Source organism: Rhodococcus sp. 4CII (assembly GCF_014256275.1).
GTDB classification, from domain to species: Bacteria; Actinomycetota; Actinomycetes; order Mycobacteriales; family Mycobacteriaceae; genus Rhodococcus_F; species Rhodococcus_F wratislaviensis_A.
In genome coordinates this window covers 5819984-5839862 of sequence record NZ_JACCFE010000002.1, presented here as the reverse complement: position 1 = coordinate 5839862, position 19879 = coordinate 5819984, and the positions used below count along the sequence as shown (strand labels likewise).

General features: G+C 66.6%; 19 protein-coding genes and 1 pseudogene. 12 read left to right on the top strand and 8 right to left on the bottom strand.

What is annotated here, in order from left to right:
• The first annotated feature begins 43 nt into the window (after positions 1-43).
• From H0B43_RS27795 to H0B43_RS27765, 7 genes are all read left to right on the top strand, one after another.
• Positions 44-865 (top strand): MoaF C-terminal domain-containing protein, encoded by an 822-nt coding sequence (locus tag H0B43_RS27795; RefSeq protein WP_185724983.1) that lies wholly within the window; start codon positions 44-46, stop codon positions 863-865.
• Positions 866-877: 12 nt separating this feature from the next.
• Positions 878-1288 carry a cupin domain-containing protein gene (locus tag H0B43_RS27790; protein ID WP_185724984.1) on the top strand — a complete coding sequence of 137 codons (411 nt, stop codon included), beginning with the start codon at positions 878-880 and terminating at the stop codon, positions 1286-1288.
• Positions 1289-1335: 47 nt separating this feature from the next.
• On the top strand, positions 1336-2295 hold the full coding sequence (locus tag H0B43_RS27785) for an alpha/beta hydrolase (protein ID WP_185729775.1): 960 nt from the start codon (positions 1336-1338) through the stop codon (positions 2293-2295).
• The gene (locus H0B43_RS27780; RefSeq protein WP_185724985.1) at positions 2292-2729 is read left to right on the top strand and encodes a carboxymuconolactone decarboxylase family protein; all 438 of its coding nucleotides are present in this window, start codon (positions 2292-2294) and stop codon (positions 2727-2729) included. Before H0B43_RS27785 ends, H0B43_RS27780 begins: the two co-directional genes overlap by 4 nt.
• 61 nt (positions 2730-2790) lie before the next feature.
• Positions 2791-3309, top strand: coding sequence for a hypothetical protein (locus tag H0B43_RS27775; RefSeq protein WP_185729776.1), 519 nt, complete (start codon positions 2791-2793; stop codon positions 3307-3309).
• Positions 3310-3366: 57 nt separating this feature from the next.
• A complete protein-coding gene (locus H0B43_RS27770; RefSeq protein ID WP_185724986.1) occupies positions 3367-4566 on the top strand; it encodes an NADP-dependent malic enzyme in 1200 nt (399 codons plus the stop codon).
• Positions 4557-4850 (top strand): WhiB family transcriptional regulator, encoded by a 294-nt coding sequence (locus H0B43_RS27765; RefSeq protein WP_185724987.1) that lies wholly within the window; start codon positions 4557-4559, stop codon positions 4848-4850. Before H0B43_RS27770 ends, H0B43_RS27765 begins: the two co-directional genes overlap by 10 nt.
• 44 nt (positions 4851-4894) lie before the next feature.
• On the opposite strand, the gene H0B43_RS27760 is transcribed toward H0B43_RS27765, so the two are convergent.
• Positions 4895-5827, bottom strand: a complete 933-nt coding sequence (locus H0B43_RS27760) for an LLM class F420-dependent oxidoreductase (protein ID WP_252189694.1) — start codon at positions 5825-5827, stop codon at positions 4895-4897.
• 120 nt (positions 5828-5947) lie between these two features.
• Between H0B43_RS27760 and H0B43_RS27755 the strand changes: the two genes are divergently transcribed.
• The 3 genes and pseudogenes from H0B43_RS27755 to H0B43_RS27745 all read left to right on the top strand — a co-directional run bounded on the left by H0B43_RS27755 (position 5948) and on the right by H0B43_RS27745 (position 8584).
• Entirely contained in the window at positions 5948-6811 is an 864-nt protein-coding gene (locus tag H0B43_RS27755) for a helix-turn-helix transcriptional regulator (protein WP_185724989.1), read from the top strand.
• A 79-nt stretch (positions 6812-6890) separates the two neighbouring features.
• Positions 6891-7256: pseudogene (locus H0B43_RS27750) on the top strand (dihydrofolate reductase family protein); the annotation flags it as partial.
• A gap of 146 nt (positions 7257-7402) precedes the next feature.
• On the top strand, positions 7403-8584 hold the full coding sequence (locus tag H0B43_RS27745; protein WP_185724990.1) for a S9 family peptidase: 1182 nt from the start codon (positions 7403-7405) through the stop codon (positions 8582-8584).
• Here the strand turns inward: H0B43_RS27745 and H0B43_RS27740 are convergent.
• From H0B43_RS27740 to H0B43_RS27715, 6 genes are all read right to left on the bottom strand, one after another.
• The gene (locus H0B43_RS27740) at positions 8487-10109 is read right to left on the bottom strand and encodes a GMC family oxidoreductase (protein WP_185950085.1); all 1623 of its coding nucleotides are present in this window, start codon (positions 10107-10109) and stop codon (positions 8487-8489) included. The two genes, H0B43_RS27745 and H0B43_RS27740, sit on opposite strands and share 98 nt — an antisense overlap.
• Positions 10106-11674, bottom strand: a complete 1569-nt coding sequence (locus H0B43_RS27735) for an APC family permease (RefSeq protein ID WP_185724991.1) — start codon at positions 11672-11674, stop codon at positions 10106-10108. The genes H0B43_RS27740 and H0B43_RS27735 overlap by 4 nt, the downstream gene beginning before the upstream one ends.
• Positions 11675-11706: 32 nt before the next feature.
• Positions 11707-13227: an aldehyde dehydrogenase family protein gene (locus H0B43_RS27730; RefSeq protein ID WP_185724992.1), complete on the bottom strand. Its 1521-nt coding sequence runs from the start codon at positions 13225-13227 to the stop codon at positions 11707-11709.
• The gene (locus H0B43_RS27725; protein WP_185724993.1) at positions 13224-14855 is read right to left on the bottom strand and encodes a BCCT family transporter; all 1632 of its coding nucleotides are present in this window, start codon (positions 14853-14855) and stop codon (positions 13224-13226) included. The genes H0B43_RS27730 and H0B43_RS27725 overlap by 4 nt, the downstream gene beginning before the upstream one ends.
• Entirely contained in the window at positions 14852-16012 is a 1161-nt protein-coding gene (locus H0B43_RS27720; RefSeq protein WP_185724994.1) for an aromatic ring-hydroxylating dioxygenase subunit alpha, read from the bottom strand. The genes H0B43_RS27725 and H0B43_RS27720 overlap by 4 nt, the downstream gene beginning before the upstream one ends.
• Positions 16013-16390: 378 nt before the next feature.
• Positions 16391-17203, bottom strand: a complete 813-nt coding sequence (locus H0B43_RS27715) for an IclR family transcriptional regulator (protein WP_185724995.1) — start codon at positions 17201-17203, stop codon at positions 16391-16393.
• A 198-nt stretch (positions 17204-17401) separates the two neighbouring features.
• On the opposite strand from H0B43_RS27715, the gene H0B43_RS27710 reads away from it, so the two are divergent.
• Positions 17402-17746 carry a bifunctional 3-phenylpropionate/cinnamic acid dioxygenase ferredoxin subunit gene (locus H0B43_RS27710; protein WP_185729777.1) on the top strand — a complete coding sequence of 115 codons (345 nt, stop codon included), beginning with the start codon at positions 17402-17404 and terminating at the stop codon, positions 17744-17746.
• Positions 17743-18921, top strand: coding sequence for an NAD(P)/FAD-dependent oxidoreductase (locus H0B43_RS27705; RefSeq protein ID WP_185724996.1), 1179 nt, complete (start codon positions 17743-17745; stop codon positions 18919-18921). The genes H0B43_RS27710 and H0B43_RS27705 overlap by 4 nt, the downstream gene beginning before the upstream one ends.
• An 8-nt stretch (positions 18922-18929) precedes the next feature.
• Here the strand turns inward: H0B43_RS27705 and H0B43_RS27700 are convergent, their stop codons facing one another.
• On the bottom strand, positions 18930-19730 hold the full coding sequence (locus H0B43_RS27700) for an IclR family transcriptional regulator (RefSeq protein ID WP_185724997.1): 801 nt from the start codon (positions 19728-19730) through the stop codon (positions 18930-18932).
• Positions 19731-19879: the final 149 nt, after the last annotated feature.

The window sequence follows — 19879 nt, the reverse complement described above, 5'->3', positions numbered from 1 at the left end:
CACTCTCGAGTACTACCGAACGCTACGAACGGAGCAAGCACGCATGACCAACAACTCCATCGACTTCTCCGACACCAGGACCTGGCCGCCCCTGGACCGACTGGTGCCGGGATTCGACGGCAACAAGGCCGTCAGGTCGAGCAGTGTGGCCGGCCGCGACATCGTGTTCACGAACTCCCAGGGCAGCCGGGTGTCACACCGTTTCGGCACGACGACCGTCGAGTGGAGCTACGAGCCCGGGCCCGGCGACCCACACCCGGTGATGTCCGGAAAGGACGACTACGAGGCCTTCGACGTCGCAGAGGGACTGGTGTACACGCAATTCCATCATCGCGACAACGTGCCGAATACAGCAGTCAGCCTCGTTCTCGACTTCGAACACGGACGCAGCCTCGCCATCGTGAGCACGATCGGAGATCCGGCCGAGGGCCGGACCCGGGTGCAACACAACTTCCTGCAGGGCCGCATCGAAGGACTGGCGACGCGCGGGCCGGAACCGGCACCCACGACCGCACTCCTGGGCCGAAGAGTGCAGTGGACCTACAGCGACGAACACAGCTACGAGCACGTCTACCTCGGACCGCATTCGTACACGTGGCACTGCTTGGCCGGGCCCGCTGCCGGACTTGCGGACACCGACGAGTGCACGACCTATGAACTACGTCCCGGAATCTACGTCTTTGCCTCGCGGGAAAAGGTTCTCCCCTTCGCGGCGGTCACCATTGCCGATCACCGCGACATCACGTCCCTGCGATCGTACGGAGCCCTCTTCGGCCTCGACGAGACAGGTGAACTGCCAACGCACTTCACCTTCGGCGCAGTAGGCGAGCTAGTCAGTCACACGGTACGAAACACCACCTTCTGAGAGGACACACCCATGTTGGCTAAAGGAAACGTCCAGGTCACCGACCTGCTCTGCGCCACCCCACCCGCCATTCCCGAGGGTTCGCACGCGATGACCCAACTCGTCGAACTCCCGCCGGCCGACCCCGGACTCGCCCCGCATCGCCACTCCGGACCGGTGTTCGGTTACGTACTGGAGGGCAGCATCTTCTTCGAACTGGAGGGCGAAGAACCCCGGGTAATTGCTGCGGGCGAAGCATTCTGGGAACCCGGCGGCGACGTCGTGCACTACCAGGTCTCCAATCCCGATCCGCAGGCCTGGAGCCGGTTCGTCGCGGTGTGCATCTGCGCTCCCGACGTGGACATGATCACCATGCTCGAACCGGAAGAGATCATCGCCCGCGACCATCTGCGCCACCCCAGCGCGCGTCAGCACCAGGGCTGACCACCACCGCGGCTCCACGTCGCGCAATCGAAACGAAACGAGAATCCATGTCAATACTGTCGCGACGGTCGGTGGCCGACATCATTGCCCGCAGGTTCGCCGCCAAGATCAACGCTGCGATCCACCCTGCCGTCGAACCTCGGTTCCCTGAAATCACCATCCGCACAACCGACATCAGCATCGAAACGCGTCACGGTCCGGTCGCTGCGACCATCTATCCCCCGCAGTCTCCGACAGGCACCCCCGGAGTGTACGTGAATGCTCACGGCGGTGGCTTCGTCGTGGGACACCGAGAACAGGACGACGCCTGGTGCCGCTTCCTTGCCGCCCATGCCAATGTCTTCGTGCTCAACACGGATTACGCGTTGGCCCCGGGCAAACGGTTTCCCACGCCCGCCGAGCAGTTCTACGATGTAGTTCAGTGGGCATCAGGACCGGAGCGTGAGTGGGACGGCACGCGGTTGTGCGTCGGTGGCCAGAGCGCGGGAGGCAATCTGTCAGCAGCCGTGTCACGGATGTCGCTGGAGAACGACGGTCCCGCCATCGCGTTGCAGATTCTGCATTACCCGCCGCTCGATATTATGACGCCCCCCTCCCACAAGCCGTCGCCGCTGGGCTCGAAAGCCGTTCTGCAGCCCTGGTTGTGTGAGGTGTTCGACACCGCCTACACCCCCGATCGCGCGCAGCGTAGTCACCGGTTCGTCTCGCCGGCATGGGGAGACAACGCCAACGGCATAGCAGGTATCGCACCGGCATTGGTCATCGCCGCGGAGTTCGACCGCCTGCGCACTGAAGCCAGGCGATACGCGGACAAACTCGAGGCGGTCGGCGCGCTCGCCGAATACGTCGAGGTGCGCGGTGTCGATCACGGTTACGACATCATGACCGACGAGACCGAGATAACACGGCGGATGTACGAGGTGATAGTCGCGCACGTCAACCGGGCGGTCGACTCAAACATTCAGTCCCACAACCAATCGACAACCCAACCGAAAGGAACATTATGAGCAGCGTGAATATCGGCAAGCAGCACCCGGCCGTCTACAAGAGCCTGGTGACGCTGGATGCGGAAGTGAAATCGACCCTGAATGCGGCGGGCGTGGATCCGCTCCTGGTGGAGTTGGTGAAGATCCGCGTCTCCCAGCTGAACGGCTGCGCCTTCTGCCTTCGCATGCACACCCGCGACTCTCTCGCCAAGGGAGAGAAGGCGGATCGACTCGCGGTCGTCGCGGCGTGGTGGGAGGCGCAGTATTTCAGCGACCAGGAGCGCGCGGCGCTCGCTCTCGCCGAACAGGTCACCGGCCTCGCCGTTCCGGAACGGCGCACCTGGGATGACGGCTCCCTCACGGACGAGCAGGTGTCCGCGATCAGCTGGCTTGCGATCGTGATGAACGCCTGGAACCGGGTTGCCATCACCAGCCACTACCCCGTGGCACCGTAGTGTTCTCGGCCCTCGGCGCTGTCGTCGAGGGCCGGCCTCTGAAGAAGATCCGAGAGTGACGATGTTCGATATCCCAGTCGCGTACGCGACGATGTTCGCCGGAGCGGTCGGGGCACTCGTCCCGATGTGGCGGGCACATGGAACGCACTGCCGAGTCCGGATCGCGCACGGTGCGATGGCGGTGTCCATGGTCGCGATGATGATCCCCCGCGTGCCGGCAGGAATTCACCTGCTCGAGGGTGCCGTTCTCATCACGCTCGCCGTGTTCGTCACCGGTGAGACCATGCACCGCCGGACCGCGGTTCCCTGCGCGGTCGATCTCACGGCGATGGGGATGTTGCTGCTCCTGGCCCCGATGTCCGCTCCCGCCCCGGCGGCGTCGGCGCCGGCACCCTCCGGCCACCATCACGGCGGCGCAGGAATCTCGACCGGCTGGCTTCCCCTCACCGTGCTGGTGTGCTGGGCACTGTTGACCCTGCACCTCTTCCGCTCCACCCCGCGCCCCGAACGCGTCGGCGTCAAGACCGCGGCAACGGGTTCCGCACTGATGATCCTGGGCATGGCTCCGATGGCCCTCTGAGGGTCCCGAGGAGAGTCCTCCGCCACTTCGCCAAGTCGTTCAGAGAAAAGAGCTTCCATGACTGTCGTGTCCGAACCCACCACACCGCAGAAGGTCGAGTTGACCGACGAAGAGATCTTCGCCGGCCACATCGGCGGGAAGCTGTCCGTCGAGTTGACCACCCCGCTGGACAATCAACGCGATCTGTCGATCGCCTACACCCCCGGTGTCGCGCAGGTTTCCCGCGCCATCGCGGCCGACGAGACCCTCGCCGACCGGTACACCTGGACCAACCGCCTCGTGGTCGTCGTCTCCGACGGCTCCGCGGTCCTCGGTCTCGGCGACATCGGCCCCCGCGCCTCGCTTCCGGTGATGGAGGGCAAGTCCGCGCTGTTCAAGAACTTCGCCGGCCTGAACTCGATCCCCCTGGTCCTGGACACGAAGGACCCCGACGAGATCGTCGAGACCCTGATCCGGCTGCGCCCGAGCTTCGGGGCGGTCAATTTGGAGGACATCTCCGCCCCGCGCTGCTTCGAGATCGAACAACGGGTCATCGAGGCGCTGGACTGCCCGGTCATGCACGACGACCAGCACGGCACCGCCATCGTCGTCCTCGCCGCGCTCAAGGGTGCGGTCAAGGTCCAGGACCGGGACCTGTCCTCGCTGCGGGTGGTGATCTCCGGGGCCGGTGCCGCCGGCGTGGCGTGTGCGAACATCCTGCTCGCCGCCGGCATCGCCGACGTGACGGTCCTCGATTCGAAGGGCATCGTCTCCGCCGACCGCCAGGATCTGAACGCGGTGAAGGTGGATTTGGCGGCCCGCACCAACCCGGCCGCACGCCGCGGCGGCATCGTCGAGGCCCTGGACGGTGCGGACGTGTTCCTCGGGGTGTCCGCGGGCACGGTGCCGGAGGAACTGATCGCGACCATGGCGGAGAACTCCATCGTGTTCGCGCTGTCGAACCCGGACCCGGAGATCCACCCCGACGTCGCCCGCAAGCACGCGGCGATCGTCGCCACCGGGCGCAGCGATTTCCCGAACCAGATCAACAACGTGCTCGCCTTCCCCGGTGTGTTCCGCGGCGCCCTGGACGCCGGTGCCCGCCGGATCACCGAGGGCATGAAACTTGCCGCCGCCGAGGCCATCCTCTCGGTCGTCGGTGACGAGCTGGCTGTGGACAAGATCGTTCCCAGCCCGCTCGATCCTCGCGTGGCCCCCGCTGTCGCGGAGGCAGTCGCCGCCGCAGCGCGGGCGGACCTTGTCACCGCATGGCACTGACGACTGTCCCGGTATTTCATGATCGACTGACAGCGGATCCGTGCCGCTGGCGTGAATCAGCCGACTGCACTGCGGTGGGCGACTATTTCTTCTTCGCTCCGGAGAGCGAAACAGACCACGCCCGCCATCTCCGAGAGAACATCGCCCGCGGCATCTGCGAAGGCTGCACCGCCCGCAACCACTGCCGCCGGTACTCGCTCGAGACGGCGCAGCCGTACGGCATCTGGGGAGGACTGACCGAATGGGAACGCAAAGAGATTCTCGAGCGATCCACCGCATCGTGACGACGGCAACGGGTCCAGGTGTAGCGTATCGCGCTGTCTCCTGGTCACACTCCTGCCGCCGAGACGAGCTCTCGAATCTCGAGAGCCATGTCCAGCATCTGGGGTGTGTTCCGCCACCAGTCCTGCAGGTGCAGGTCGAGGATCAACTCATCTGCACCCGCACTTGCTACGGAAGCGATGTCGTCGAGAATCTGTGCAAGCGTGCCCGAAAAGCCGATCCGATCGTCGCCGGACGGAGTCTCGGAGAACGCGACGTTCCCCACCACGATCATTTCCATCTCGGACGGGTCGCGCCCGGCGGCGGACGCCGACTGGCGGATCACGTCCCACGCCGTGCGAAGCTTCCCGGCACCAGCATCGCCGGGGGTCGGGAAGAGAGGCATCCAACCGTTGGAACGTCGGGAAATCCGTTCCAGCACCCGCGCATTGGGACCTCCAGCGGAGCTGAAATCGACGTCGCCGGCCAAGATGACGGGGATCGGCGAAGCCGGCTTCGGCAGGACGTAGGCGTTGTCGATGAGCGTGTGTGGCCCGCGGTAGGTCACCGGATCCGGACCCCAGGCTGCCTCGAAGACGTCGAGGGTCTCGTCGAGCAGTCGGCCGCGGTCGGACTTTGCCATGCCGACCGCCTCGAACTCGTCCACCGCCCAGCCCGTTCCCAACCCCGCGACCACACGCCCGCCACTGATCTGGTCGAGGGTCGCGAATCTCTTCGCGAGTTGGAGAGGCTGATGAAGGCCGGCGACTATCACGCTGGTGCCCAGTCGGACTCGCTCGGTGACCACCGCTGCGGCCGCGAGGACGGTCAGTGGGTCGGCCGCTTGCCGATACGCGGGCGGCCACGGCGCGCCCGGAGTGAAGGAATCACGGGGCGCCACAGGAAACAACAATCTCTCCCAGGCCCAGACGCTGTCGAACCCGGCACGTTCGGCGGCGCCGGCTACCTCCGTGACGTCGTGACGCAAATCAGTACCCATTCGCTGGGGCAGTCGAAGTCCAAGTCTCATGAGTCAAGGGTGAACTATTTCGTCCCGGTACAAGGAGTGTAAATATCCTGGTATTCACGCCACCTGGATCGTCCGCCCAGGACGTGTCCGATGAATGATGTGGATGCACGTCGTGAAGCCCGCGCTCGTCGCGGCGAGTTCGGCGCTTTCCTGAAGAGCCGACGCGCCCGCATCACGCCGGAGCAGGTAGGCCTGCCCACCGGGGGGCGCCGCCGGACTCCGGGACTGCGACGTGAGGAGATTGCCCAACTGGCCGGCGTCGGAGTGACTTGGTATACGTGGCTCGAACAGGGTCGCGACATCAAGGCATCCGAGCAAGTGCTCGCGGCGATCTCGCGGACGCTGCGGCTGGATCTGCACGAGCACGCACACCTGTTGACACTGGCGGGTGTGACAGAACCGTTGAGCAAGACGGAGTGCAATGCCGTTACGCCTTCGATGAAGGCCATGATGGCCAAGCTCGACCCGTTTCCGGTGATAGTAAGCAATGCGCGCTACGACGTCCTCGCCCATAACCGGGGCTACTGCTGGCTGATGGGCGGCCTGGACGCTGTTCCGTCTGGGGAGCGCAATCTTCTTGTCCAAAGTCTGTTCAACCCGGACTGGCGAGCGCGCATCGTCGGCTGGGAGGAGCACGTTTCCCGTATGGTGGCGGGCTTCCGGGCCGGGTGGGCGGAGCACCTCGGTGAGCCGGCGTGGATCTCCTTGGTGAAGCGACTGAGTGCCGAGTCGCCCCTGTTCGAGCAGCTGTGGAATCGATGCGACGTTACCCGCGATCCCGTCACTACTCGCCGCTTCGAGCACCCCACCGCGGGGCCGCTGAAGTTCCACGTGACCCACCTGAACGCCGGACTTCATTCGGAGATCACGACGTCCACTTTCACCCCAGCCGACGAGGTCACGGCATCGAAGCTGCCCACCGCGGCCTGCAGACCATTGCGGAACTCTGCGTGAAGGTCACCGACGCCGAGGCAAGCGCGTCGGGTTGTGGCTGCGGCGATGATTTTGCGGCCTGGCCGGTGTCAGTATTCGTATGAGGACACTCGCGATTACCCAGAACATCACCGTCGACGGCTCGATCGAGATGCTCGGCGACTGGTTCGCCCCAGCGGACCAGGATCCACAGTTGCTGGAGGCGACCAACCGGCAGTCCGAACGCGCGGACGCCATGCTGCTGGGTCGGCAGACGTTCGAGGACTTCCGCAGCTACTGGCCCCGGCAGACCGACGACCGGACCGGGATCACCGACGAGCTCAACCAGATTGAGAAGTACGTCGTTTCCTCGACCATGACCGACCCCGAGTGGCGGAACTCGACCGTGCTCACGGGCGACTGGATCACCCAGGTGCGGGCCCTGAAGGGGCAGGAGGGCCGCGACATCGTGGTCACCGGGAGTATTGTTTCCCGATTCCAGTTCAGGCATCGGCGTTCCGGTAACGACATTGACTAAGTTCGGGTCGGACCAGGGCCGAATCGTCAAATGGGGAGTGCGTGAATCTGTCATGTGCCCTCGCCAGATGCCATCCCGGTACGTACGGTGACCCGGTGACCGAATCCGCTCGCCGACTCGACGTCGTCTTCGCCCCCGGCACCGTGGCGCACCACGGAACCGCGGAGGAACTGGTGGGCCGGGCGCTGGATGCGCGCGGTCTCGCCGGCGAGGTGATGTTCGCTGCGGACACCGTGGATCTGCAGCGGGCCGTACGGATGGCGGCGGGCCGGGGCGAGTTCGTCGTCGTACCCGGCGCGGGAGCGCCGTTCACCGCACCGGCCTGCGGGGCGATCCGCGTCGATTTCGGGGAGTGCGAGCCGGACCGCTCGGACGGCATCCGGGCGCACATCCGCGGGCGGGGACTCGACGGGCTCCGATTCGCCGTCGACAGCTGGTACCACCACCGCGTCCACCCCGGGAAGATCGTGCGCTACGGCGACGACATCGATCAGCGCGCCGAGCTGCGGATCCCGGGCGGCACGGGGCCCTTTCCCGTCGCCGTGCTGGTTCACGGCGGATATTGGCGTCCCCGTTGGGAGTTCGACCTGATGGATGGCCTTGCCGTGGACCTGACGGCCCGCGGGTACGCGACGTGGAATGTCGAGTACCGGCGACCCGCGGAGAACCGCTGGGCCGCGATGACGTCCGACGTCGCGGCTGCCCTGCAGGCCGCCGGGTCCCTCCCGGGGGCGGATCCGGGGCGGGTCGTGATCCTCGGTCACTCGGCCGGTGGCCAGCTCGCGCTGCGTGCCGCCGCCGACTCGGTCGCCGACCGGGCGGCGGTGCGTCCGGCCTTGGCGGTCAGCCTCGCCGGGGTCCTGAATCTGCGGCTCGCCGACGATCGCCGGCTCGGCGAGGGAGCGGTCGCGAACGCTGTCGGCAGCCACTGGGCCGACGACCCGGCGACGTACGAGCGGTCGTCACCGCTCGCACGACTGCCGCTCGGCGTCCCGCAACTGGTGGTGTGCGGCGTGGACGACGAACCGGACCTGCTGGAAATGAGCAGGCAGTATCACGCCGCCGCCGCGGCGACGCCCGACGACGTCGCTGCGATCGAGGGGCCCAGCGACCACTTCGCCGTCATCGATCCGGACAGCGACCTCTGGCGAACCGTCGCCGAGGCGATCGATGCCCGGCTCAGACCTCCGACAGCGTCGACTCCGCCGACCACAGGCTGGACCCCACGCGACCCCGCACGAGATCCGCGCAGCGCTCGGCCATCGTCATTACCGTGATGTTGGGGTTGATGTGCGGCAGCTTCGGCATCGCGGACGCGTCGACGACGCGCAGTCCCCGCACACCCTTGACCCGCAATTCCGGGTCGAGCACCGCCATCGGGTCGTCGACGCTGCCCATCCGGGCCGTGCCCGCCGGGTGGTAGACCGTGTTGTGGGTCTTGTGGATGTAGTCGAGGATGTCGGCGTCGGTGACGGCGTCCGGTCCGGGCGCCAATTCGCGGGCGATCCACCCGCGGAGCGCCTTCTGCTCCGCGATGGTGCGGGCCAGCTTCACGCCGGCCAGCATCACCCGGTCGTCGTGGCCGTCGCTGTCGGTGAAGTACCGGGGGTCGACCTTGGCGCGGTCGCGGAAATCGCGGGACCGCAACCGGACCGTTCCCCGGGACCTCCCCTGGGTCACGTTGGGCGTGAGGCAGAATCCGTTGTCGGTGGTCGGGTAGCCCCACCGCAGCGTGTTCATGTCGAACGGGACGCTGCCGTAGTGCATCATCAGGTCGGGGTGATTCAGCCCCTCCTGCGTGGTCGCGAACAGGCCGATCTCCCACCACTGCGTGGACTCGGTGACCATCGGCCGGGACGCCTCCCAGAAGACGAGCCCCTCCACGTGATCGTCGAGGTTCGCGCCGACCCCGGGTGAGTCGACGCGGACCGGGATACCGAACTCGGCAAGATGGGCCGCGGGCCCGATTCCGGACAGCATCAGCAACTTCGGGGTGTCGATGGCGCCCGCCGTGACGATCACCTCGCGCCGGGCCGACACCGTGTCGTAGCCGGTGAGGTCGGGACGCTGGTACCGGACGCCGGTCGCCGTCTGCTGTTCGTCGAACAGGATCTCACTGACCCAGCAGCCGGTCCGTACCTCCAGGTTGGGCCGGGACCCCAGGATCGGGTGCAGATAGGCGTGCGACGACGACATCCGGGTGCCGTCCTCGGACGCGTTGATCTGGAACCAGCCGGCGCCGTTGAGTACCGTTCCGCCGCGGTTGAACGCGACCGTCGGCAGTCCCACCGCGGCGGCGGCGTCGAGAACCGCGTGGCCGCAGGGGTCGTTCGGCGGGACGTCCCGCAGCCGCACCGGCCCGCTGCGTCCGTGGCCGTCGCCGGGGGCGTCGTTGCTCTCCAGCCGGCTGACGTACGGGAGGATGTCGCGCGCGCCCCATCCCGACGCGCCCATCGCCTCCCAGTCGTCGAGTGCCTCGGCCGGCGGCCAGAACGCGATACACGAGTTGTGGGACGAACAGCCGCCGAGGACCTTGGCCCGGGCGTGTCGCATGAAGCTGTTGCCCTTCTCCTGCGGCTCGACGGGGTAGTCCCAGTCGTACCCGGAGTCGAGCAGGTGCATCCACTGCGACAGTTCGAGGATCGCCCGGTCCCCGACGTCGGACGGGCCCGCCTCGAGGAGGCACACCGTCACCGACGGGTCTTCGCTGAGCCGTGCCGCGAGAGCGCACCCCGCGCTGCCACCGCCCGCGATGACGTAGTCGAATTCTCCTGCAGCGCTCTTCGATTCGCGGTCGGTCATCGGGCGAGCTCCTTGTCGTTCGGTTCGGATTCCGGCGCGGGTGTCGCCACCGCCGCGCAGTGTGACGTCAACGTGCCGATGTGGTGGCGGCCGGTGGTGAAGTACCACAGCAGTCCGGACCCGAGGATGACGCCGATGTAGACGAAGGCGCCCCACGTGTTGTACCAGGGTTCGCCGTAGACGGCCTCGCGCGGCCAGGCCAGGTTGACGGCCATCCCGATTCCCCACACGAGCGCGATGATGTTGACGGGCAATCCCCACCTGCCCATCGTGAAGTAGCCGCCCTCCTTCAGGTCCCGTGGCGGCCACTCGCCCCGCAGCCGCTTCTTCAGCATCGGCCCGGTGACCATCAGGTAGGCCAGGTAGATCATGATGATCGCGATCGAGGTGAGCACGGTGAAGATGTGCGGCTGGCCGATGTTGACCACCAGAATGAGCGCGGCCACCACTCCGATCGTCACCGCGGGCACGACGGGGGTCCGGGTTCTCGGGTGGACGCGGGCGAGGCGCTCACCGAACGGGAGTGCGTTGTCGCGGGCCATCGCGAACGTCAGCCGGATGGCAGCGGTGTGCACCGCGAGCGAGCACACAGTCACCGCGATCACGATGCACACCAGGAAGATCGTGCCGAGCGGGCCCCACATCACCTGCTCCACGATGTACTGCAGGCTGCCGTCCGACGCCCCGATCTTCGGATCGTCGAGGTCGGGTGCCGCCATCACTGCGAACACGAGGATCGCGCCGCCGATCACGAACGAGGCGAGGATCGCCCGGAAGATCGCCTTGGGGGCGGTGCGACGCGGTTCCACCGTCTCCTCCCCCAGCGAACTCGCGGTGTCGAATCCATACATCACGTAGCCCGACGCGAGCGTCGCGACCAGGAACGCACCGAGGTATCCACCGCTTTCGCCGGCTCCGTACCCGTGGGTGGAGAAGAACACCTGCGGGCCGCGGGTCGCGTTGGCGGCGAGGATGATCGCGATCAGGACCGCGGCGATGATCTCGATGAACACACCGGCGCTGTTGATCATCGCCATGAGACGGACGCCGAGCGCGTTGACGACGGTCGTGAAGCCGATCATCACGGTCCCGAGAATGACGGCGTTGGTGGCGAAGTCGTGTTCCCCGCTGCCGTCACCGACGATCTGGAATCCGCTCCACAGCCGCGGCAGGTTGAGCTGCAGCGCCAGCACGACGGCCGACAGGGTGACGATCGACGCGGTGAGCATCAGCCAGCCCGCGGACCACCCCACCACTCTGCTGCCGAGTGTCTTGGCCCAGTTGTAGACCGATCCGGCGATCGGGTACTTGGCGGCCAGCTCCATGAAGCACAGCGCCACGGCCAACTGGCCGACGAACACCAGCGGCCACGACCACAGGTACGCGGGACCTGCGGTGCCGAATCCGAAGTAGAACAACTGGAAAGTGCCGGTCAGGATGGAGATGTAACTGACGCCGGCGGCGAAGCTCGCGAACTTGCCGATGCTGCGATCGAGGGACTCCTTGTATCCGAAATCCTCGAGTCCACTGTCGTGATCACCGGTCGTGTTGTCGGTACTGGTCATTCGATCACTTCCTGAGAAGTTGAGTAGGCCTGTCAGGGCGCGGTGAACCAACCCGCGAGAGGTGAGGTCGTGTTGTTCCAGATGTGTTTGACTTCCTGGTATTCCGAGAGCCCGGCGGGTCCGAGTTCGCGCCCGTTGCCGGACTTCTTGAATCCGCCCCATTCCGCCGCCGCCGTGTAGTAGCCGAAGTCGTTGAGCCACACGGTCCCGTGGCGCAGGCGGCGCACCACCCGCTCGCCGCGGGCGGCATCGGACGTCCGGACGCCGGCGGCGAGACCGTACTCGGTGTCGTTGCCGAGCCGGATCGCGTCCGCCTCGGTGGTGAATCTCTCGACCGTGAGAATCGGCCCGAACGTTTCCTCCTGCACGATGCGCATCGAGCGGTCGCAGTGGTCGAAGATCGTGGGCAGGTAATAGCTGCCGCCGTCGAGCGCGGGATCGGTGGGCCGGGAACCTCCCGTCCGGAGCGTCGCCCCTTCGGAGATACCCAGCGCCACATAGGCTTCGATTTTGTCCCGCTGCGCCACTGACACGAGCGGTCCGGTTTCGCTACCGGGATCGAGCCCCGGGCCGACGCGGATGGCCTCGGCCCGCGCGACGAGTGCGGCGACGAAGTCGTCGGCGATCGACTCCTCGACGATCAGCCGCGTCCCGGCCGAGCACACCTGGCCCGAATGCAGGAAGACGCCGGTGAGCACCTGGTCGACCGACGACTCCCACTCGGCGTCCGCGAACACGATGTGCGGGTTCTTCCCGCCGAGTTCCACGGCGACCTTCGTGACGTGCTTGGCCGCGGTTTCCAGAATGGTGGTGCCGGTCGCGAGTCCACCGGTGAACGAGATGAAGTCGACGTCGCCCGTGTCGGTCAATGCGGGGCCGAGGTCGGCGCCGCTTCCCTGCACCAGGTTGACGACGCCCGCGGGCACACCCGCCTCCTCGATCAATCGCGCGAACGCGATCGTGCTCAGCGGTGTGACTTCACTGGGTTTGAGCACCATCGTGCATCCCGCGGCCAGGGCGGGTGCCACCTTCCAGGAGACCTGGAGCAGTGGATAGTTCCACGGTGCGATGAGGACGCACACCCCGATCGGTTCGCGAACCACCCGGGAGACGACGGCGGGGTCACCCACGTCGACCACCCGGTCACCGGAGACGAGGGCCAGCCGGGCGTAGTACCGGAACACCGATACGACGTCGTCGATGTCGATTCGGCTCTCCACCAGCGTCTTACCGGTATCCACCGTCTCGATACGCGCCAGTTCCTCCTTGTCGCGCTCGAGGAGATCCGCGATCCGCGACAGCAGTGACGACCGCGTGGCGACCGAAGTCTCCGGCCAGACCCCGGCGTCGAAGGTCGCGCGGGCGGCGGCCACGGCGCGCCGGGCGTCGTCGGGCGACGCCTCGTCGATCGTCGCGATCACGTTCCCGGTTGCCGGGTCGATGCAGTCGCGGGTGCGCCCCGACGTCGCCGCGACCCACTCCCCCGCGATGAAATTCACCTTCCCGAACAATCTCTGCACGTCGAGATCCGCCGATAGCGCCGTCGTCTTCATACTGTGTCCGAAACCCTCTCGTGTGCAGACTTTTTCGATGGACCGACGACAAGCGGATCCCGGGAGACGTCCCGGTACAGCGAGAAGCACAATCCGATCATCACCAGGAGGAACGGTGCGGCGGCGATGATCGTCATCGTCTGCAGTCCCTGCAGGGCGTCCGAGCCTCCGGTCCAGAGGATGAGGGCCGCGGTGCCGCCGGTGAGGGTTCCCCAGAAGATGACGACCCACGTTCTCGGCTCCCGCGCACCTCGTTGCGACAGGGTGCCCATCACCAGCGAGGCCGCGTCGGCACCGGACACAAAGAAGATTGCGACCAGCACCATGACCAGCACGGTGGCGAACCCCGTCCACGGCAGATGGTCGAGCATTCCGAACAGCTGACCCTCGGTCGAGGACTTCGACGCCAGGTCGATACCGTCCTGCTGCTGTCCGACGGCGGCACCGCCGAACACCGCGAACCACACCAGGCTGACCGAGGTGGGGATGACGATCACGCCGACGACGAACTGCCGGATCGTCCGGCCGCGGCTGATCCGGGCGAGGAACATTCCGACGAAGGGAGTCCACGACACCCACCACGCCCAGTAGAAGATCGTCCACGACGACAGCCACGACGCGGTGTCGTCGCCGGCACTCGCGGCGGTCCGCCCGGACATGGTGGCGAGCTGCGCCGCATAGTCGGCGATCGCGGTGGGGAGCAGGTTGAGGATGAGCACGGTCGGGCCGAGGACGAACACGAAGAGCGCGAGGGCCACCGCCAGCACCATGTTGATGTTCGACAGCCAGTGGATGCCGCGTGCCACCCCCGAGACCGCCGAACCGACGAATGCGAAGGTCAGCAGTCCGACGAGCGCGACGAGCGCGAACGTGCCGACGTGGCCCATCCAGCCGATGATCTCGAGACCGGAGCCGATCTGCAGTGCGCCGAGTCCGAGCGACGCGGCGGTGCCGAACATCGTCGCGATGATGGCGAGAACGTCGATGACTTTCCCCGCGGCCCCTTCCGAGCGGCGCCCGAGGAGCGGGTAGAACGCGGCGCTGATGAGTTGCTTGCGGCCGCGCCGGTAGGAGCCGTAGGCGATGGACAACCCGACGACCGCGTAGATCGCCCACGGGTGCAGTCCCCAGTGGAACATCGTCGTGGCCATCGCCGACCCGACGGAGCCGTCCGTTCCCGGCGGCGGGCTCACCAGGTGGGCGAGGGGTTCGGCGACACCGTAGAACATCAGTCCGATGCCCATGCCGGCGCTGAACATCATCGCGATCCAGCTGACCGTGCGGAACTCCGGCTTCTCGCCGTCGCGGCCGAGCGGAATCTTCCCGTACCGGGAGAACGCGAGAAACAGCGAGAAGACGACGAACGCCGACGACGCGGCGATGAATAGCCAGCCCATATCGGCCACCAGCCAGTCCAGCGCGGCGGTCGACACCACCGACAGGTTCTCCGGCGCCAGCAGTCCCCACAGGATCAGTCCGACACCGAGCGCCGCGGCCGTGCCGAACACCACCTTGTCGACGCTCCCCCGCCCCTCACCGGCGGAGGGCGCCGTCTGCTCCGGCTCCGGTTTCGGCGCCTGCACCCGGTGCGGATCGGTCACCCTGGGTTGTTCGCCGGCGTACGTCATCGGTGGTCCCCGCTCAGCCTGTCGAGTAACCAGTCGTGGAATTCGCCGATGTGGTGTTCCGCGGGCACCAGCACACCCCCGTTCCGGTACGCCTTCGACGCCATCGTGGGCTGCGTCCGCTCGCAGGCGTCGAAATCCTGCTGGTTGACCCGGTGGAACAACTCCACCGATCGGGAGACGTCGCGCCCCGACGCGGTGACCTCCGGGGAGTACAGCCAGTCGCATTCGACGATGGTGCGATCCGCGGACACGGGGTACATGCGGTGGAAGATGACGTGGTCGGGGACGAGGTTGACGAACACCTGCGGTCGGATCGTGATGGCGTAGTACTTGCGGTCCTGCTCGGGGGTGATGCCGGACAACGCCTCGAATCCGCCGCTTCCGTCGACGGTGAATCCCTCGACGTCGTCGCCGAAGGCGGCACCGTGTCCCACGAAGTACTGTGCGGCAAGGCCGTCCGCGAACTCCGGAAGCACCTCGGTGAGTTCGGGGTGGATGGTCGCGCAGTGGTAGCACTCCATGAAGTTCTCGATGATCAGCTTCCAGTTGGCTGCGACGTCGTAGACGATTCTGCGGCCGAGTTCCAGGCTGCCGATCTGGTAGCGATCGATGGCGCCCGGATCGCCGAGTCGTTCGGTCACGGCCCCGACGACGTCGTCCTCGAACGACGGCGGATCGTCGGCCAGGCACACCCAGGCGTAGCCGAGCCACTCCCGGATCGCGACCGGGATCAGTCCGTACCGGACCCTGTCGATGTCGGCACCGGTCTCGTCCCGCAGTGCCGCCATGTTGGGGGCGGCCACGAGTTTGCCGTCGAGTCCGTACGTCCACGCGTGGTAGGGGCACTGAAGGTTCCTGCGGATCTGCCCGTCGTCCTCGGTACACAGCATCGCGCCGCGGTGGCGGCAGATGTTGAGGAAGGCGCGCAGTTCCCCGTCTCGGCCGCGGACGAGGAGAACACTCTCCCGGCCGACCGTGATCTTCTTGAAGGCTCCGGGATCGGCGAGGTCGGCGGCGCGGACCGCGCAGAACCACATCGCCTCGAAGAGGTTCTCCTGTTCGTCCGTGAAGATGTCGGCGTCGGTGTAGTACCGGCCGCCCAGGGTGGGGATCAGGGCGGGGGCGGGGGCGGGGGCTTGAACGTCCGGAGCGGACATAGATGTCACCGTTACTTTCGTTGCCGGGAGAGATGCGTCGGTCGGGCTGTGACCTGAAGTGTGTGTGCGTATGGGGCGCAGATCGCAGTAGGCGTCGGTGCCGAGCGAGACGACATGCGGGCCCGATCCTCGGTGATCGGTCGAACAGCAGACAGCTTTCGGCCGAACCACCGCGGGGTCAGCATTGTTGCGTCTTCAGCAACGCTATGCGATTCACACAACTTAGACCGTCGTCCGCAGACGTGTCAAACATCACATTCGGCACATCTTTCGTGGACGCGACACGGCCGAAACACCACGTTAACGGCGGCAGGCCGGAACCCGGGCAAACGGGACTATCCGTTCATCCCGCCTTGAGGGAGAAGCACTTCCGGTCGCTCAGTCGCCTTCGCCGGCGGACTGCTGCGCCTCGATCCGCGTCACCGCGTCGGCGAGTTCGAGCGCCACCGCCTCGAATCGTTCGGGTGCGAGCCGGTACTCGGGCCCGGACACGCAGATCGAGGCGACGATCCGTTGGGTGACCTGACTGCGCACCGGCACCGCGATGGAGTGAAGGCCCGCCTCGAGCTCCTCGGCGGTGGACGCCCACCCGCGCGACCGCACGCGCTCGAGTTCCACGTCGAACGCCCGGAAATCGGTGATCGTGTTGGCGGTGAGCGCCTCGAGACGCGGACCCAGCCGGCTCCGAAGCTGGCCGGACGTCATCTCCGAAACCAGGACCTTGCCGGTCGCGGTCGCGTGCGCCGGGCTGACCTGCCCCACCCACGTACGCAACGCCACGTGCCGATCGCTGCGCGCCTCGAGCACATTGATGGTCGCCGCGCCGTCCAGCACGGCCAGATTGACCGTCTCACCGAAGGCGTCGGCCAGCCTGTCGCACTCCGGCTGCGCGACCTCGACGAGCCCGCTCTGCGCCACCGTCGCCTCGGCCAGCCGGACGACCGCGAATCCGAGCTGATATTTGCCGCGGATGCCGGTCTCTTCCACGAATCCGCGCTGCTGCAGCGATGCGATCAGACGCGAGACGGTGGACTTGTGCACGCCGAGCCGCACGGCGATCTCCGAGGCTCCGACCTTGCCTTCGGCGGCAACGATCTCGAGCACGTCGATGGCCCGCTCCACCGCGTGTACGGTCTTCGCTTTCCCCTCGCCGCCCTGCGTCGCGGGCGTCGTCGCCTCGGATTCACTCATGCCCCGAGGTTATGCCCACGGACTTCCGCCACGCAGTTTTTACACGCGAGTGCTTGACATCGCAGGGCGGCACCCGCGAGCATTGTGTTGCACAGCTTGCAAGTCGTCGCGCATAGCGCAACAACCGCTCCACAACTTGTCCTTCCTCCCCGACGCTTTCGGAGGTATCGAGTGATTCTCGATAACGATTCCCCAGTTGTGACCCACCCCGGCGCCACAGCCTTCCCCGTGTGCGAACTCGTGACCCTGCCCGTGGGCGACGTCGTCACGGTGACCCCGCCGGGCCGGGCTCCGATCTCCGTCTTCCACACCTCCGACGGCCTGTACGCCATCGACGACACGTGCACCCACCAGGACGCGTCACTCGCCGACGGCTGGGTCGAAGGCTGCACCGTCGAGTGCCCTCTCCACGAAGCCTGTTTCGACCTCCGCACCGGAGTGCCGTCCGGTCCGCCGGCCAAGATCGCCGTCCGCACACACGACGTGTCGATCGTCGACGGCACCGTGCTGGTTCACCTCGAACAGAAGGACGACGTGCGATGACTAATGTTCCGAATTCCGTTGTAGTGCTAGGCGCTTCGCTCGCCGGACTGTCAGCGGTGCGCGCACTTCGCGAGAAGGGATACGCGGGCCGCCTCGTCGTGGCCGGCAGCGAGCAGTCCCTGCCCTACGACCGGCCGCCGCTGTCGAAGGAATTCCTCACCGGCGAGGTGACCGACGAGGACCTGCTGCTCATGAACAGCGACGACGACACCCTCGACGTCGAGTGGCGCATGAACAGCACGGCGACCGGCCTGGTTCGCGCACCCGACGGGAGCCACCGCGTCACCTTCGACGACGGATCCCACCTCGACGCCGACGCCGTGATCGCCGCGACCGGGGCGCGCGCGCGAACCCTCCCGGGACACTCCGGTCTGACCGGGGTGCACACCCTCCGGTCTGTCGACGACGCACGCGCACTGCGGAATTCACTCGCGACAGCGCGGAACCTGGTGATCGTCGGAGCCGGCTTCATCGGAGCGGAGGTCGCATCCAGCGCCGCCGGGATGAGCCTGGCCGTCACCGTAGTCGAGGCGTCGCCGACACCCCTGGCAGGCCCCCTCGGCACCGAACTCGGCGCCATCTGCGCCGGACAGCACGCCGCGCACGGCGTCCGGCTCCTGACCGGCGCGGTCGTGGACGACCTGCTGGGCGACGGCGCCGTCGAAGCCGTCCGACTCGGCGACGGCACCGTCCTTCCCGCCGACGTCGTGGTGGTCGGGATCGGGGCCGTCCCCAACGTGGAGTGGGCCTGCGATTCGGAACTGCTGATCGACGACGGCTTCCTCACGGACTCGTCGTGCCGCACGAACGTCCCCGGCGTCTACGCGATCGGCGACTGCGCACGATCGTTCGACGACGCCCACGCGGTGCACCACCGGAGTGAACACTGGAGCAACGCCGTCGCGCAGGCCGCGACCGTTGCGCACACGATCATGGCGACACCGTCCGGGCCCGCCGCGATCCCGTACTTCTGGTCGCACCAGTACGGCAAGATGCTGCAGTTCGCCGGTACGAGGCACAGCACCGACGAGGTGCGGTTCGTCGACGGGGATCCCGGAGCCGGCTCGTTCGTGGCCACCTACGACCGGGACGGCGACACCGTCGGCGTCTTCGCGATGAACAACCCGCGCCTGTTCACGCGGTACAAGAAGCAACTCGCCAGGTCGCGAGCCTGATGCCGGCGCTAGGTGGCGGCATAGCCCAATCGGCTGCTGATCTGCTGGGACGTGTCGAGTGCGGCGCGGGCGACGTCCTCGAACAGTTCCGGCAGCAGCCGGTACGCCGGTCCGGACACACTCAGCGCTGCAATCATTTTCGACGTGTAGTCGCGGACCGGAACGGAAATCGCGTTCAACCCCAGTTCGAGTTCCTCCTCGGACTCGGCCCAGCCCCGTTCGCGAATAGCGTTCACCGACTCCACGAGCGCCTGCACATCGGTGAGAGTTTTGGACGTGAGCGCAATCGGAGTTTCTCCCACGCGCTCGGCAATATCGCTGTCGGACAATTCCGTGAGCAACAATTTCCCACTCGCCGTCGCGTGCGCCGGGCTGCTCTGCCCCACCCATGTACTGGTACCGACACCGGACGGGCCGTCTGCCTTGACGATGCTCACCGAGCGATTGCCGTCGAGTATCGACACATTCACGCTCTCACCGACGGAGTGCGCGAGTTCGGCGCACAATTCCTGACTCTGCCGCACCAGATCGCCGTCCGGCGACGCGGTGCGGGCGAGACGGACGATCGAATTGCCGAGTTGAAATTTTCCCCGGTTCTTCAATTGCGCAACGTAGCCTCTCGAATCCAGCACGGCGACGAGACGCGACGCAGTCGACTTGTGAACTCCCAACTCGTCCGCGATTTCCGTGACGCCGGCGGTACCGAGCCTCGCCAGGATTTCGAGGACGGCCAGTGCGCGGTCCACTGACTGCACGGCCCCGGTCGGCCGGCTCCGATCCCCATTCGAGTTATCGTCCAATTCAGTCATCGCGACTATCAGGATAGGCGACACCACCGTGCGACGGTTACCTCCATCCACAACCGCTCCGGCACCATCTCACACAGCGCCGCGCAATTCCGCTGAAATCCGCGGAACGGTCGTCGTTTCCACCATCCGATCGCTCTGGAATTGCCCGC

What these genes read in the sequence shown, in the direction of transcription:
- H0B43_RS27795 (WP_185724983.1), top strand. Translation starts at nt 44, where the DNA reads ATGACCAACAACTCCATCGACTTCTCCGACACCAGGACCTGGCCGCCC.
- H0B43_RS27790 (WP_185724984.1), top strand. Translation starts at nt 878, where the DNA reads ATGTTGGCTAAAGGAAACGTCCAGGTCACCGACCTGCTCTGCGCCACC.
- H0B43_RS27785 (WP_185729775.1), top strand. Translation starts at nt 1,336, where the DNA reads ATGTCAATACTGTCGCGACGGTCGGTGGCCGACATCATTGCCCGCAGG.
- H0B43_RS27780 (WP_185724985.1), top strand. Translation starts at nt 2,292, where the DNA reads ATGAGCAGCGTGAATATCGGCAAGCAGCACCCGGCCGTCTACAAGAGC.
- H0B43_RS27775 (WP_185729776.1), top strand. Translation starts at nt 2,791, where the DNA reads ATGTTCGATATCCCAGTCGCGTACGCGACGATGTTCGCCGGAGCGGTC.
- H0B43_RS27770 (WP_185724986.1), top strand. Translation starts at nt 3,367, where the DNA reads ATGACTGTCGTGTCCGAACCCACCACACCGCAGAAGGTCGAGTTGACC.
- H0B43_RS27765 (WP_185724987.1), top strand. Translation starts at nt 4,557, where the DNA reads ATGGCACTGACGACTGTCCCGGTATTTCATGATCGACTGACAGCGGAT.
- H0B43_RS27760 (WP_252189694.1), bottom strand. Translation starts at nt 5,827, where the DNA reads ATGGGTACTGATTTGCGTCACGACGTCACGGAGGTAGCCGGCGCCGCC.
- H0B43_RS27755 (WP_185724989.1), top strand. Translation starts at nt 5,948, where the DNA reads ATGAATGATGTGGATGCACGTCGTGAAGCCCGCGCTCGTCGCGGCGAG.
- H0B43_RS27740 (WP_185950085.1), bottom strand. Translation starts at nt 10,109, where the DNA reads ATGACCGACCGCGAATCGAAGAGCGCTGCAGGAGAATTCGACTACGTC.
- H0B43_RS27735 (WP_185724991.1), bottom strand. Translation starts at nt 11,674, where the DNA reads ATGACCAGTACCGACAACACGACCGGTGATCACGACAGTGGACTCGAG.
- H0B43_RS27730 (WP_185724992.1), bottom strand. Translation starts at nt 13,227, where the DNA reads ATGAAGACGACGGCGCTATCGGCGGATCTCGACGTGCAGAGATTGTTC.
- H0B43_RS27725 (WP_185724993.1), bottom strand. Translation starts at nt 14,855, where the DNA reads ATGACGTACGCCGGCGAACAACCCAGGGTGACCGATCCGCACCGGGTG.
- H0B43_RS27720 (WP_185724994.1), bottom strand. Translation starts at nt 16,012, where the DNA reads ATGTCCGCTCCGGACGTTCAAGCCCCCGCCCCCGCCCCCGCCCTGATC.
- H0B43_RS27715 (WP_185724995.1), bottom strand. Translation starts at nt 17,203, where the DNA reads ATGAGTGAATCCGAGGCGACGACGCCCGCGACGCAGGGCGGCGAGGGG.
- H0B43_RS27705 (WP_185724996.1), top strand. Translation starts at nt 17,743, where the DNA reads ATGACTAATGTTCCGAATTCCGTTGTAGTGCTAGGCGCTTCGCTCGCC.
- H0B43_RS27700 (WP_185724997.1), bottom strand. Translation starts at nt 19,730, where the DNA reads ATGACTGAATTGGACGATAACTCGAATGGGGATCGGAGCCGGCCGACC.